At 47.0% G+C, this 13800-nt stretch carries 14 protein-coding genes and 1 tRNA gene; 10 read left to right on the top strand and 5 right to left on the bottom strand.

The genetic code is table 11. From position 1 onward, the window contains the following. Positions 1–67 precede the first annotated feature (67 nt). Positions 68–143 (top strand) — tRNA-Pro (locus ACHAL6_RS08845). 92 nt (positions 144–235) lie between these two features. On the opposite strand, the gene zupT is transcribed toward ACHAL6_RS08845, so the two are convergent. Then, positions 236–1066, bottom strand: coding sequence for a zinc transporter ZupT (gene zupT / locus ACHAL6_RS08840; RefSeq protein ID WP_395270160.1), 831 nt, complete (start codon positions 1064–1066; stop codon positions 236–238). Positions 1067–1181: 115 nt separating this feature from the next. Then, entirely contained in the window at positions 1182–2060 is an 879-nt protein-coding gene (locus tag ACHAL6_RS08835; RefSeq protein WP_395270159.1) for a helix-turn-helix domain-containing protein, read from the bottom strand. Positions 2061–2280: 220 nt separating this feature from the next. Between ACHAL6_RS08835 and ACHAL6_RS08830 the strand changes: the two genes are divergently transcribed. The 9 genes from ACHAL6_RS08830 to ACHAL6_RS08790 all read left to right on the top strand — a co-directional run bounded on the left by ACHAL6_RS08830 (position 2281) and on the right by ACHAL6_RS08790 (position 10708). Further along, positions 2281–2943: a B12-binding domain-containing protein gene (locus ACHAL6_RS08830; protein ID WP_395270158.1), complete on the top strand. Its 663-nt coding sequence runs from the start codon at positions 2281–2283 to the stop codon at positions 2941–2943. Continuing rightward, complete coding sequence (locus tag ACHAL6_RS08825) at positions 2927–4087, top strand: ABC transporter permease (RefSeq protein WP_395270156.1); 1161 nt, start codon at positions 2927–2929, stop codon at positions 4085–4087. The genes ACHAL6_RS08830 and ACHAL6_RS08825 overlap by 17 nt, the downstream gene beginning before the upstream one ends. Further along, positions 4080–4763, top strand: a complete 684-nt coding sequence (locus ACHAL6_RS08820) for an ABC transporter ATP-binding protein (RefSeq protein WP_395270155.1) — start codon at positions 4080–4082, stop codon at positions 4761–4763. The genes ACHAL6_RS08825 and ACHAL6_RS08820 overlap by 8 nt, the downstream gene beginning before the upstream one ends. A 19-nt stretch (positions 4764–4782) precedes the next feature. Next, the gene (locus ACHAL6_RS08815) at positions 4783–6165 is read left to right on the top strand and encodes a deoxyribodipyrimidine photo-lyase (protein ID WP_395270153.1); all 1383 of its coding nucleotides are present in this window, start codon (positions 4783–4785) and stop codon (positions 6163–6165) included. Further along, positions 6158–6850: a hypothetical protein gene (locus ACHAL6_RS08810; protein ID WP_395270152.1), complete on the top strand. Its 693-nt coding sequence runs from the start codon at positions 6158–6160 to the stop codon at positions 6848–6850. Before ACHAL6_RS08815 ends, ACHAL6_RS08810 begins: the two co-directional genes overlap by 8 nt. A gap of 90 nt (positions 6851–6940) precedes the next feature. After that, the gene (locus ACHAL6_RS08805; RefSeq protein WP_395270150.1) at positions 6941–7345 is read left to right on the top strand and encodes a DUF2177 family protein; all 405 of its coding nucleotides are present in this window, start codon (positions 6941–6943) and stop codon (positions 7343–7345) included. Positions 7346–7366: 21 nt separating this feature from the next. Next, entirely contained in the window at positions 7367–9163 is a 1797-nt protein-coding gene (locus ACHAL6_RS08800) for a DAK2 domain-containing protein (RefSeq protein WP_395270148.1), read from the top strand. Then, positions 9160–9936 (top strand): DUF1295 domain-containing protein, encoded by a 777-nt coding sequence (locus ACHAL6_RS08795; protein WP_395270147.1) that lies wholly within the window; start codon positions 9160–9162, stop codon positions 9934–9936. The genes ACHAL6_RS08800 and ACHAL6_RS08795 overlap by 4 nt, the downstream gene beginning before the upstream one ends. Positions 9937–10057: 121 nt before the next feature. Next, a complete protein-coding gene (locus ACHAL6_RS08790; protein ID WP_395270145.1) occupies positions 10058–10708 on the top strand; it encodes a TraX family protein in 651 nt (216 codons plus the stop codon). 114 nt (positions 10709–10822) lie between these two features. Here ACHAL6_RS08790 and ACHAL6_RS08785 read toward each other — a convergent pair whose 3' ends face one another. From ACHAL6_RS08785 to ACHAL6_RS08775, 3 genes are all read right to left on the bottom strand, one after another. Next, entirely contained in the window at positions 10823–11431 is a 609-nt protein-coding gene (locus tag ACHAL6_RS08785) for a TetR/AcrR family transcriptional regulator (RefSeq protein WP_395270143.1), read from the bottom strand. Positions 11432–11548: 117 nt separating this feature from the next. Further along, positions 11549–12367 carry an alpha/beta fold hydrolase gene (locus ACHAL6_RS08780; protein WP_395270142.1) on the bottom strand — a complete coding sequence of 273 codons (819 nt, stop codon included), beginning with the start codon at positions 12365–12367 and terminating at the stop codon, positions 11549–11551. A 9-nt stretch (positions 12368–12376) separates the two neighbouring features. Further along, a complete protein-coding gene (locus ACHAL6_RS08775) occupies positions 12377–13690 on the bottom strand; it encodes an acetyl-CoA hydrolase/transferase family protein (protein WP_395270140.1) in 1314 nt (437 codons plus the stop codon). Positions 13691–13800 lie beyond the last annotated feature (110 nt).

Below are 13800 nucleotides of genomic sequence, written 5' to 3'. Positions count from 1 at the left end.
CCTTCACTAGATTCTCGAATCAGACCTTGAATGTTCCATGCCGATAAGCTATAATTAGTTTGTTCGTCGGGGTGTAGCGCAGATGGTAGCGTGCTTGACTGGGGGTCAAGAGGTCGCAAGTTCAAGTCTTGTCACTCCGACCATTTCATGAAAAAGACTGTTTCCAGAGAGAGGAATTTCTCATTGGAAACAGTCTTTTTCAGATTTTCTACATTAGCCCAGATCATCAGGTTCTTCAGCTGATCAGTACCAGACTTGCTGCCATGACCATCATTCCCGTGATCAGTCCATAGATTGCGATATGGTGTTCTCCGTATTTTTCTGCTGTGGGTAGGAGTTCATCGAGAGAAATATACACCATGATTCCCGCCACCATGCCGAATACAATACCAAACATGGAATCACTCAGAAAGCTTCTCAGAAGGAAGTAGCCAATGATGGCGCCGACGGGTTCTGACAGACCGGAAAGAAAAGAAAACTTGAACGCCTTTCTTTTGCTTCCGGTGGCATAGAATATGGGCACAGAGACTGCAATACCTTCCGGTATATTATGAATGGCGATGGCTACTGCAATGCTCACACCCATGGTGGGGTCTTCCAGAGCCGCAATGAAAGTGGCCAGTCCTTCCGGAAAGTTATGGATGGCGATGGCCAGGGCCGAAAATAGGCCCATTCGAAGCAGCTGATGGGATTCATGGGCATCCTTCTCATGCTGGGGCAGCGCTTCCATTTCGCTGGGATCCTTCAGTTCATGCGGATTTTCCGCTTTCGGCACCAGCTTGTCGATGATGGCGATGACGAAGATACCTCCGAAAAAGGACAGCGTGGCATAAAGATATCCCAGGCTTTCCCCATGCACCGCTTCCAGAGACTCTCTTGCTTTCACAAAAATCTCGATCAGAGATACATAGATCATGACTCCTGCTGAGAACCCCAAGGCTGCAGATAGAAATTTCTTGTTCGTTTTCTTCGTGTAGAAAGCCATAAGGCTTCCCACTCCTGTTGCAAGACCCGCAAATACGGTCAGCATAAAGGCGAAGAGGATGGTTCCGGTATCGTAATTCAAATATGTCACCTCTCTTTGCTATTCATTCTAGTATATTCGGCTGATTCAATCAATATCATTCCAACCGAAAGAAGCAGTTTGCTGTCCCTGACAGCATACTGCTTCTGACTCTTCCTCATATTCTTCTCAGATTCTTTTCTATTTCATCAATGTCTCTGCAGTACTTGTCAGCGCCGGTTACGGTAGCCACATTCTCCACATGCTCAAATGCGCTGCCGCCTATGAGAATCGTCGGTGTTTTCGTTCCGAATCTCTGCTTCAGGATATCGATGAGATTCTTTGCGGAGTCAATGTGATAGGCGATGGTCACAGAGAGAATGATGGCGTAGGGCTTCTTCTCTTCGATGGCCTGAATGATGTTATCTGTAGGAATCAGGTTGCCCAGATAGATCACATTATGACCATTGGACTCCAGCATATCCCCGACCATCTTGAGGCCGATGTTGTGCTGCTCCGCTCCCGGAGTCAGAAGAAGAATCGGCTTTCGATCTTCGTTTTCCTTGTACTTTCGTCTTTTGATCAGCGCCATGTTCTCCAGAGAGATTTCAGAGATGAAGTGCTCTTTCCAAATAGGCAGTTCACCCTTTTCCCACAAATCCCCGGTTTCAGTGAGCGACCGCCTTATGTAGTCCTCGTAGATGATTCTGGACGGAACGCCCTTCTTAAGGAAGGAAAGGAGAATTTTTCTCACGGTTTTCTTGTCTCCATCCAGAAGACTCTTCATATACTCTTCATAGGAATAATCCGGCTTTTCCTCTTCCTGCTTCTTTTCCTCCACCTTCCGGGCATAGTCCTCACGTCCAAGCAGATAGTCCACCGATACCTTATATAGATCCGCAATTTCCGACACCTTCATAAGATCCGGCACTCTGGTTCCATTTTCATAATTGGCAATGGTGGTCTGTCCGATGCCAAGAAGCTTCGCCGCATCTTTCTGCGTCAGATTGTTTCTTTTTCTCAGTTCTTTGATTCTGATGGTGAATTCACTGTTCATCTTCTTTCATGCCCACTGTCTCTGAGCACTTATCCTCCTCTCTTTATATTCTCTGTTTATACACTCATTATGTGATATTCTTATTCGATTTCTGATCTTTCTCCTATTAAATCACGTTTTGTGATAATGAGCAAGTTATACAATTAAATTGATTGCAATATTTCATTACGTGTTATATTATGAACATAACGGATAACGATTATTAAAAAAGAGGTGTGTTATGAACGATTACTTGTTGAGATTCAATGAAATCATTGAATCCGAAAACAGAGAAGAATCTCTGGCTTACATTAAAGAAATACTTGAAGAAAGAAAACTCAGTGTCATTGAGGTTTACGAACAGATTCTGACCCCTTCCCTGAACTCCATGCAGAGCAGCGGAAACGAAGAAGTGGACATCTGGAAGGAACATATCAGAACCTCCATCATCAGAACCATCATTGAAAATGTCTATCCTTATGTCATCAGAGATCGGGACGAAAAATATGGCGTGAAGAGCGGAAAAAAGATCGCCGTCATCTGCCCCACCGATGAGTATCATGAGCTGGGGGCAAGAATGATCACAGACTACTTCACCATGCTGGGCTACGAAGCCACCTATGTGGGCAGCAACACGCCAAGAGAAGTCTTCGTATCAGGTCTGAAAACCCAGAAGCTTGATTATATCGCCATCAGCATTTCCAATCCCTACCATCTGATTTCCACAAGAAACACTATTGCAAGAATCAGAGAAGTAGACAATAACGTGAAAATCATCGTAGGCGGTAATGCCATCTCAAAGCTCGGCGAGAAAGCGGAGATTCTTAGCGCAGATTACTATCTGACCACTTTCGATGACATCATTTCACTTGCAGGAGGACATATAGATGAAACTACCCTTTAAAATCGCATTACGGTTTCTGAAATCCAGTAAAGGTCAGACCGTTCTCATTGCCCTTGGCATCGCCATCGGTGTCTCGGTTCAGATCTTCATCGGCTCCCTGATTCAGGGACTCCAGAAGTCTCTGGTGGATACCACCATCGGCAATCAGCCTCAGATAAGCATCACAGCAACCAACGAGGACAAACTCATCGAAGGATATGATGAAATCCTCTCCTCCATAACAGACAAGGAAGATCAGGTGATCAACCTTTCCGTCGCAGCAGACGGTCCGGCACTGATCAATCACGAGGATGACACCTACAGCATCCTTGTAAGAGGATTCAACATCGATGAATCCGATGCGCTTTACAACATCAAAGAAAGCGTCGTGGAAGGAACTCTTCCTGAAAATGACTATGAAGTCCTCATCGGTATCGATCTCAAGAACGAGTCGGGCATCGATATCGGAGATGAAATCGACGTGGTGGCCAATTTCGGCGAAACCCACACCTTTACCGTCACTGGAATCTTCAACCTGGGCGTATCGTCCCTGAACAGCTCCTGGACCATCACGAATCTTGCCACAACCCAGGACATGTTCTCCTTTGAAGATCGTGTGACCAGCATCGACATGCAGGTGACAGATGTGTTCGCAGCAGATGCTGTGGCCGCATCCATCAGCGACAGACTGGGCAGTGATGAACTGCTGGTGGACAACTGGAAGGACCAGAACGAGGATCTTCTCAGCGGACTCAACGGACAGAGCGTCTCCAGTCTCATGATTCAGGTCTTTGTCATGATCTCCGTGCTCCTTGGTATCGCAAGTATCCTTGCCATCACCGTAGTACAGAAATCCAAGCAGATCGGTATCCTGAAAGCCATGGGCATAAGAGATAAGACCTCCAGTCTCATCTTCCTGTTCCAGGGACTGCTTCTAGGCGTTGCAGGCGCAGTTCTGGGTGTCATTCTTGGACTCCTTCTGGCCTTCGCCTTTACGAAGTTTGCCCTGAATCCGGATGGAACACCAGTGGTACCGCTGTTCATTGACCCTATGTTCATTGCACTTTCTGCAGTCATTGCAGTCATTGCATCTGTCGTCGCTGCACTCATTCCAGCCAGAAAGTCCTCCAGACTGGACCCCATCGAGGTGATCAGAAATGCGTAAGAATATCATAGAACTGAAAAACATCAATAAAATATACGGAACCACAGTGAAGACTCAGGTCCTTTATGACCTGAATCTGGACATCCAGGAGGGAAGCTTCACTTCCATCATCGGACAGTCCGGTAGCGGTAAAAGCACACTGCTGAACATCGTCGGTACGCTGGACAAGCCTACCAGCGGTGAAGTGTACATAGGCGGAAAGAGAACAGACCAGATGAAGAAGGATGAACTGGCGGATCTGAGAAACAAATCCATGGGATTCATCTTCCAGTTCCACTATCTCCTTCCGGAGTTCACAGCCCTTGAAAATGTGCTGATGCCACACCGCATCATAGATGAAAAGGTCAGCAGGGAAACCCTGGACCGCGCCAATGAACTCATGAATCTGGTGGGTCTTGAAAAGGTGAAGAACAACCTGGCCACCAACATGTCCGGTGGACAGCAGCAGAGAACAGCCATCGCAAGAGCCCTCATGAACAATCCCAAGATCATCCTTGCGGATGAACCCACGGGAAATCTGGACTCTGACACCACAGAAACCATCTACAACCTTTTACGAGACATCAACGAGAAGTTCGGCACCACCTTCGTCATCATCACCCATGACAGAAGAATCGCGGAGAAAGCCGACAGAATCATAGAAATAGCCGACGGTAAGGTCGGAATGGATATCTAAATCAGAAGGAGGCCAGAGCATGATTCCACAAGGACGAATACAGAAACTCAATACCCTGGACCCTCGAGAGGGGGACTACATCCTCTACTGGATGCAGGCCTCCCAGAGAATATCCTGTAATCATGCACTGGCTTTCGCCATGGATGAAGCGGCAAGGCTTCATCTGCCCCTGGTGGTCTATTTCGGTCTTACCGCTTCCTACCCGGAAAGCTATGAAAGGCACTACCATTTCATGGTGGAAGGGCTTCTGGAAGTGAAGAAGGCGCTCACAGACATGGACATCCAGTTCATCGTTCTGAATGAAACACCTTCCACGGGGGCCGTAAAACTCTCCGAAAGGGCAGCACTTCTTGTCACGGATCGTGGCTATCTCAAGATCCAGCGCCAGTGGAGAGCGGAAGCGGCAGAAGCTGTTTCCTGTCCCATGCTCCAGGTGGAATCGGACGTTCTGGTTCCCGCCGATGAAACTTCCATGAAGGAGGAGTATTCGGCAGCAACCATAAGAAGGAAAATCGAACGCCTCATACTGGAGTACGCACCGCCCCTGGAAAGAAGAGAGATGAAGAAATCCTCCCTTTCCATGAAGCTCCCTCTCTCCTCCATTCCCTTTGAGAATGCTGAGGACATCCTGAGCGCACTGAGCGTCAATGGAGAAGTAGCTCCAGTGTCCCACCTGTATAAAGGAGGATACGCGGAAGCCAGAAGAAGACTGGATGATTTCGTGGAAAACAGGCTGGAGTATTATGCAGAAAAGAGGAACGAACCTTCAGAGGATCTGGGCTCGGATCTATCCCCCTACCTCCACTTCGGACAGATCTCTCCTCTGGAAATCTACCTTGCCCTATCGGATCATCACTCGGAAAGCAAAAGAGTGTTTCTGGATGAGCTGATCGTAAGAAGAGAGCTGGCCGTGAACTTTGTGCTGCGCAATCCCCATTACGACTCTTTCGCATCCATCACCTCCTTCGCGAAAGATACACTGCTTGCACACAGCAAGGATGAGAGGCCTTACCTCTACTCAACAGAAGAACTGGAGCAGGGTAAGACCCATGATCCATACTGGAATGCGGCCCAGCTGGAAATGGTCCATCTGGGCAAGATGCAGGGGTATATGCGGATGTACTGGGGCAAGAAAATCATCGAATGGACTGAAACCCCGGAAAAAGCCTATGAAACAGCTCTTTATCTCAACAACAAATACAATCTGGACGGAAGAGATCCCAACGGATTTGCAGGTGTGGCCTGGTGCTTCGGAAAGCACGACAGGGGTTGGAAAGAGCGGCCGGTCTTTGGAAAAGTACGCTACATGAATGCCAATGGGCTTGAGCGGAAATTCGACATCAGAGCCTATGTGGAGAATGTAGAGGCTAAGATCAGAAGGAGCAGAGATGACCATGCGTAAGGAAAACATCATCACGAAGAGAAAAACCCATCTGGGCATCAGGAAAGACATGCTTCAGGAACATACGGTGAAAAAACTCGAAGAAACCTATCCGGAACTGCGCTTTTTGCCCAATGAGAAATCAGAAAGCAGCAAGGAGATCGCCTTCATCACAGGAGCGGATTCTTCAGAAGAACATCCTATTACTGCACCGGTGGACATCCTGAAAGACCCCATCGCCTTCTGGGACTTTAAAAGAAGAACCATGGCCTACACCTGGCTGAGAAATCTTCCACTGAGAAGTCTCTCAGAACTCTATGAAGCATGGTATATTCTGAAATTTCTCTGTCAGGAAATCTATAACACCAAGGCAAGACAACTGGGCAGAGACATGGCCGCCCTGCCTCTGGATACAGGAAAGGATACCATCGAAAAGTACAGAGAGGCCATCTTATCCATCCTTGCACTACCCTCTAGTTCCGCCAGAATCAGAAACAGTCTCTGGAAGAACTACAGCAATCAGCTGAAGAAAACAAAGACCCCTGTTGCCGGCATCAAAACACCGGAAGACCCTTCAGGTGATGAAACACTCCTGGAGGAACTGAGGATTCTCGAAAATGAAGCGCTTGCAGCAAAGCTTTTCTTCGGCACCTCTCCGATTCTGTATAAAGAAATCGATGAGAAACATACAGAAAAGTCAAAATAATAACATTTTGTACAACAATCTGAAATAAATCTGAATTATAATAAGTATATATAACTGAAGCACATAAAACATGCCAAGGAGGAACCCGCTATGCAATTTTTAAAACTTTATCTCATGACTCTGGTCATATTCTTTCTCGTTGACATCGTTTGGCTGGGTGTCATATCCAAAAAGCTTTACAAGGAATACCTGGGACATCTCATGGGACCTGTGAACTGGCCTGCAGCACTTATTTTCTACGCCATGTTCATTGCCGGACTCGTATTTTTCGTCATCAACCCGGCGATTGAAAAAGAGAGCCTGATCTACGCCATCATTGTCGGCGGATTCTTCGGATTCATCACCTACGGGACTTATGATCTGACGAACCTGGCTACACTAAAGGACTGGCCTGTGACCATCACCATCATCGATCTGATCTGGGGAACCTTTTTAAATGCCGCCACCGCAGGTATCACCTATTATGTGGCAACGAACCTCTTCAATATTCGATAAGCTGGAAGGAGTACGACGATTATGAGTATAACCTATTTAGACAGTGAGAAAATCTATTATTCTTTTCTTTCCGGGGCTCAGGAAGTCATCAGAAACAAAAGAGTACTGAATGAAATCAATGTCTTTCCCGTATCTGATGGGGATACAGGAAGTAATCTTGCACATACGATGCATACCATCATGCAGGAAGCGAAAATCGCTCAAACTGTGAAGGAAACCATGAACTCCATCGCCGATGCGGCGCTGAACGGAGCAAGAGGAAACTCGGGCATCATCATCGCGCAGTACATCAACGGGATCTTCATGAGCATCCGAAGCGATGACAATCTCACCATGGCCAGCTTCGCCGATATGGTGAAGAGTGCCGTCCCCCACGCCTATCATGCGATTTCAAACCCCGTGGAAGGCACCATCATCACCGTCATCAAGGACTGGGCGGATGCCATCGACAGGTACAAGGACCACGCCAAGGATTTTCATGAACTTCTATCCAGTTCGGCTCAGGTGGCCATCGCCTCATTGAAGGAGACCCCTCATCAGCTGAAGATTCTGGAAGAATCCAACGTGGTGGATTCTGGCGCAAAAGGTTTCGTCTATTTCGTGGAAGGCTTCACGCAGTTCCTGAAGACCGGTCATTTCGTTTCCGATCATGAAATCGATCAGGAAGACATCGACTTTGTGGAATATCCTTCTCATGATCACGACGTGATTCATGAAAGGTTCTGTACGGAAGCACTTCTTTCCGGGAAGGATCTGGACCTTGACGAAATCAGGAATGAACTGAAACCCTATGGAGATTCTCTCATCGTGGCTGGAAACACAGGAAAAGCCAAGGTTCATATTCATACCAACGAGCCCACTCAGATCTTCCAGATTCTGAAAACAAAGGGAATCATCCTGCAGCAGAAAGCGGACGACATGATCCGTCAGAACGAAGATGCCTATCACAGAAAATACCCCATTGCCCTGGTGACCGATTCCATTGCGGATCTTCCACTGGCGTACATGGATGAGCATCAGATCCATATGATGCCGCTGAACCTGCTCTTTGACAGCTCCACTTATCTCGATAAGGTGACCATGACACCGGAAGTGTTCTATCCCCTGCTGGACCAGGTGGAAGAATATCCCAAATCCGCTCAGCCCAATCCGAAGGTGGTGGAGAATTATCTCGGAACCATCGCCTCTCATTATGACAAGATTCTCGTGATCACCGTGGCCAAAGCCCAGAGTGGAACCCACGGGGTCTTTGACAAAGCAGCAGATCGATTCAGAAAAGAGGGCAAGGATATCATCGTCATCGATTCAAAGCAGAACTCAGGTGCTGAAGGACTTCTGGTCATGAAGGCATCAGAGCTGATTCAGGAGGGCAGATCTCTAGAAGAGATTGTCCAGGAAATCGACTCCCTGAAAAAAGACACAAGAATCCTTGTCAGCGTGAAGAATCTGAAGTACATGGTGCGATCCGGAAGACTCAACAAGACTGCAGGACTTGCAGGCTCCATTGTGAATCTCAAACCTGTGGTTTCACTGGACGAAGAAGGAAAAGGCAGTATTGCAGCGAAAGCATTCAGCATAAAATCGAACATGGACAAAATCATCCAGATTATGGATGAAGATCATACAAACAAGCAAATCACCCGCTTTGCTATCCTGCACGCCAATGATGAAAAGCGTGCACTTGAAATGAATGAAAAAGCGAAGGCCCTGTTGGGCTTTGAACCGGAATATATCATGAACATTTCTACCATCGTAGGAATGAGCGCAGGTGTCGGAACCGTTGCCGTATCTTACATGTGCGAGAAAGGAGATTCATGAATCCATATATAGGCAGTGCGCTGCTTCTTCTGGTGTTCTTCACCATCCTATTTGCAGTCGCACAGATCCTGAAAAACAATTCCATCGTGGACAGCTTCTGGGGACCCTCGTTTCTACTGGTTGCGCTCTACACACTGCTAGTAAGCAATGAGCCTGGAATCCGTTCCTATGTGCTCACAGCCATGATACTCATCTGGTCCCTGAGACTGTTCTTCCATATCACTGTAAGAAACTGGAACAAACCCGAGGACTTCCGATACATCAATATGAGAAAGAGATGGGGCGATTCCTTCCCCATGCTGAAAGCCTACCTTCATGTATTCGTGCTTCAGGGTGCCCTTTCCTTTATCGTAGGACTGCCCATCATCAGTACCAACAGCTCCTCCATGCAGAGCTTGACCCTTACTGGCTACATCGGAATCGTCGTATGGGTCATCGGATTCCTCTTTGAATCCGTTGGAGACAAACAGCTGAAATCCTTCAAGGCGAAACCGGAAAATAAAGGAAAACTCATGACCGAAGGGCTCTGGGCCTATACACGTCACCCCAACTACTTCGGAGATGCCGCTCAGTGGTGGGGAATCTTCCTGCTCTCATTAAGAGAACTCAACGATCTCCCCTTCATCATCAGCCCCATCATCATGACCCTTCTTCTCCTTTTCGTATCAGGCGTACCACTTCTGGAGAAGAAGTACAAGGACCGTGAGGATTTCAAGGCTTATGCCAGAAGAACCAGTAAGTTCTTCCCCTGGTTTCCAAAGAAAGCAGCTTGAAGCAGACGAATAAGCGAAAATGCTCAGGAAAAGACTTTACTCTTTCTTCCTGAGCATTTTCTGATGAAAAGACTTTCTTAAATAAGTAGCCATCCCTATAATCAGAGTAGGAGCTGTTGTTATGAATAATACATTATTGAAACTTATTGCACTGATTACAATGATCATAGACCATGTAGGTGCCATCTTCTTTTCCTATGAGCCCAATTTCAGAATCATAGGCAGAATCGCCTTTCCCATCTACTGTTTTCTTCTGGTGGAAGGATACTTCCACACCAGAGATGTGAAGAAATACAGTATCAGGCTGCTTCTGTTCGCACTGGTTTCCGAAATCCCCTTTGATTACGCATTCTTCGGTGGCATGAACAATACCCATCAGAACATCTTCTTCACCTTGTTCCTTGGTCTCCTGGCTGTCCATGCCATAGAAGCGTATTTCGGGAAGAAACCTCTGATTTCAGTGGCAGGTCTTCTTCTGGCAATGTTCCTGTCCGAGTACTTTCATACGGATTATGGGATGCTGGGCATCCTCTATATTCTCACATTCTACGGTCTGAGAAAGGTGGAGGGACTGCCGAAAGTGCTCCTGATGCTCCTAATCATCGGTATTCTCAATGTCCTGCTTTCAGGTGGACTTCAGTACTATTCCATTCTTGCCGTTCCTTTCATCGCGGCCTATAACGGCAAGCCCGGCCCGAGAAACATTCTTCTGAAATACGGGTTCTATACCGCCTATCCCCTGCATCTGCTGATCCTGTATCTGCTTCAGTGAAAGAATGAAAAGGAGCTCTTCCCCTTCATCGGACCACGAATGAAAAACCCGGAAAATTCATCCTCAGGGATGATTTTCCGGGTTACATTTTTTCTCTAACGGCCTCATGATATTCTATTTTGCAGAAAGGAACATTCCAGCTCTTAGAATCTCCATCACTTTATCCACAACCGTATCAAACTCTTCTTCATTGTCCTCATCAAACATGACATACTTCAGACCGATGAAGTTCGACACCCCCATAAGGAGGTAACTGAGGATAACCGGGTCCACATTGACCACTTCTCCCTCGCCCTGTGCTTTCTTGAGCGCCTGAGCATATCTGTCGGCGAAGCTCTCATAATAATCCACAAACAATGTTTTGTCTATATACAGCGATTCCCAGATGATGTTGTATACATGTTTGTTTTTCCGAATAAAATGAAGAAATGCTTTGAGACCGATCTTCTCCGCTTCGAATCTGGTATGAGATGATTTAATGTCCACTGCGATGGCTTTTCTGATTTCATGGCTGTAGCTTAAAAGAAGATACTTATATAAGCTGTACTTATCCTTGAAATAGATATAGAAAGTGCCCAGTGCGATATCCGCTTCATTGGTGATATCAATGATGGATGTGGCATGATAGCCCTTTTCATAAAACAGTTCTTCCGCAGCACGTACGATGTTGTCTAAAGTCTTCTGTCCTCTTTTGGTTTTCGGTAAATTTACAAACTCTTCCAAGTGTTTCTCCTAACTGCCAGTCCTTCTCTTTGGTAAAATGGGCTGGGCTTTTGTTTTACATCAGTTAAAATTCTACCATATAAAACGGAAATATGAAACAGTCCCAATGCTTCTCTGCTAAAGAATACTCATGGAAAGATCCACTGCGTTGACATAGCCCAGTGTAAGCGCTGTGAAAAGCGCCGGCTGCTCGTACATGGAGCCATGTCCCGTATCTGGCAGAAGCACATAATCCGAGTGCTCAAGCAGCCTGTGCAGCTCCTGCTGCTCTTCCTTCGGTGTCACAAAGTCATGCTCGCTGCTTACGATGAGCGTCTTTGTCTTGATCCCCTTCAGTGCTTCCTTCACATCATGGTTCTCCGCGCTGATGGTGAGTCTCACCATGGAGTCCATGAACGCCTTGTCACTGAATACCGTATCTGTCAGAAGCTTCTTTCTTGCTTCCATCCATGCCCTGTTCCTGTTATAGAAGGCAGGGGAATAGATCACAGGGATGGTTGTGAGGTAGTAGTCCATGGCGTTGTCTCTGGAAAGATTCCATGCATCTCCGATGTCTTTCAGCCATGGGCTTGTGCGGTAGGTGGTGTTAAACAGCACCAGCCTGTCCACCAGATGCTCATACTTCACAATGAACTGCAGTGCCACCTCTCCTCCGTAGGAAATGCCCAGAATGTTCACTTTTTCATACCCCAGCTCGTCAATGAGCCCCTTCAGAACCTCCACCTGAAGGTCCTGGGTATAGGGCTCAAAAACCTTATCTGACTGCCCCTGATCCAGAAAGTCCACGAGAATCAGTCTGTTCTGGTGACTGAATGCCTCCTTGAAGATGGTCCAGCTTTTCGTGGACATCATGATGCCGTTAAGAAGAATCAGCGGCTTTCCTTCCCCATGGGTCTCATAGTAGACCTTTTTTCCTTTTATGCTGAAATATGCCATATACTCCTCCTACTTGTCGAAAATCAGACCGATTTCATGGGCTTCCTTCATGATCTCATCTCTGAAATCCGGATGCGCGATGGCGATAAGTCTTTCAATTCTTTCCTTCACGTTGGTGCCTCTGAGGTGTGCAACACCGTACTCTGTAACCACCATATCCACATCATTTCGTGACAGCGTCACGATGGCTCCTCTTTTCAGCAGGGGTACGATCTTGGACTTCTCTTCCTTCACGCCGGTCTCGGGATTTCTCACCATGGCTGTGGAATAAAGCGCAATGAAGCTTCTTCCGTTCTTCGCATTCTGTGCTCCGATGGCCGTATCCGCCTGTCCGCCGGTTCCGGAGAACTGGATGTGTCCGATGGATTCAGAGCAGACCTGCCCGGAAAGATCCACTTCCATTGCGGTATTGATGGAAACCATGTTGTCATTCAGTCCGATGACCGCCGGATCATTGACATACTTTCCATTGAGAATCATGACCGAAGGATTGTTGTCTATGAAGTCATACAGCTTCTTGTTTCCTAAGGCAAAGGTCGCCACATGCTTTCCCTTATGCAGGGTCTTTTTCTTTCCTGTCACAGCCCCTGCTTCAATGAGCTCCACCATTCCAGAGGTCATCATTTCCGTATGAATGCCCAGATCCTTCTTGTCTTTCAGGGCATAGGCTACGGCATTGGGGATTCCGCCGATGCCCAGCTGAAGGGTGTCTCCGTCGTTGATGAGCTCAGCAATATAGGCTCCGATCTTCTTGTCCTTTTCATTGGGCTCCACATCGGGAAGCGCCGGAACAGGATAATCCGCTTCGATGAAATAATCGATTTCGGAATAATGGATTTCCACATCTCCGAAGGTTCTCGGATAGTTGGGGTTGATCTCAAGAATAACAACATCCGCCTTCTCGATCATCTGAGACTCATAGGTGTTGGATGTGGAAAGGGAGATGAATCCATGCTTGTCAGGCATGGAAGCTGTGCCCACAAAAATATCCGGTTTCACATGCGCAAGTCTTTTCCATCCTGCCAGATGCAGATGATTGGGAATAAAGGAGATATTACCATTCTTAAAAGCTTTTCTCAGTGGGGGTGAAAAAAACCAGCCGTCTATATTGAAGCTGTCCACGTAATCCTCACTCAGAAAATCACCATGAGCCATGGACAGGCAGTTGGTTATGGTCACATTCTTCACGCGATCTGCAATGGTATGGATGCTGTTCATGATGAGCTGCGCTTCTCCTGCACCAAGCCCTGTTACAACATTCATGTCAGGTTTTATCATGTCCAGCGCCTGTTCTAAGGTTATGACTTTATCTTTATACGACATCTTAACATTTCCTCCTATCAGGGTTCATTTTAAAAATAAGGGCAGGTTATCCGCCTGCCCCTATCCTAGACCAGAATCACAGGTGTAGACACATGCTCCGCCGATTAAGA

The sequence above is a fragment of the Proteiniclasticum sp. C24MP genome (genome assembly GCF_043951855.1).
Classification (GTDB): Bacteria; Bacillota; Clostridia; order Clostridiales; family Clostridiaceae; genus Proteiniclasticum.
This window is presented reverse-complemented; position numbering and strand designations above follow the sequence as displayed.

What these genes read in the sequence shown, in the direction of transcription:
- ACHAL6_RS08835 (WP_395270159.1), bottom strand. Translation starts at nt 2,060, where the DNA reads ATGAACAGTGAATTCACCATCAGAATCAAAGAACTGAGAAAAAGAAAC.
- ACHAL6_RS08830 (WP_395270158.1), top strand. Translation starts at nt 2,281, where the DNA reads ATGAACGATTACTTGTTGAGATTCAATGAAATCATTGAATCCGAAAAC.
- ACHAL6_RS08825 (WP_395270156.1), top strand. Translation starts at nt 2,927, where the DNA reads ATGAAACTACCCTTTAAAATCGCATTACGGTTTCTGAAATCCAGTAAA.
- ACHAL6_RS08820 (WP_395270155.1), top strand. Translation starts at nt 4,080, where the DNA reads ATGCGTAAGAATATCATAGAACTGAAAAACATCAATAAAATATACGGA.
- ACHAL6_RS08815 (WP_395270153.1), top strand. Translation starts at nt 4,783, where the DNA reads ATGATTCCACAAGGACGAATACAGAAACTCAATACCCTGGACCCTCGA.
- ACHAL6_RS08810 (WP_395270152.1), top strand. Translation starts at nt 6,158, where the DNA reads ATGCGTAAGGAAAACATCATCACGAAGAGAAAAACCCATCTGGGCATC.
- ACHAL6_RS08805 (WP_395270150.1), top strand. Translation starts at nt 6,941, where the DNA reads ATGCAATTTTTAAAACTTTATCTCATGACTCTGGTCATATTCTTTCTC.
- ACHAL6_RS08800 (WP_395270148.1), top strand. Translation starts at nt 7,367, where the DNA reads ATGAGTATAACCTATTTAGACAGTGAGAAAATCTATTATTCTTTTCTT.
- ACHAL6_RS08795 (WP_395270147.1), top strand. Translation starts at nt 9,160, where the DNA reads ATGAATCCATATATAGGCAGTGCGCTGCTTCTTCTGGTGTTCTTCACC.
- ACHAL6_RS08790 (WP_395270145.1), top strand. Translation starts at nt 10,058, where the DNA reads ATGAATAATACATTATTGAAACTTATTGCACTGATTACAATGATCATA.
- ACHAL6_RS08780 (WP_395270142.1), bottom strand. Translation starts at nt 12,367, where the DNA reads ATGGCATATTTCAGCATAAAAGGAAAAAAGGTCTACTATGAGACCCAT.
- ACHAL6_RS08775 (WP_395270140.1), bottom strand. Translation starts at nt 13,690, where the DNA reads ATGTCGTATAAAGATAAAGTCATAACCTTAGAACAGGCGCTGGACATG.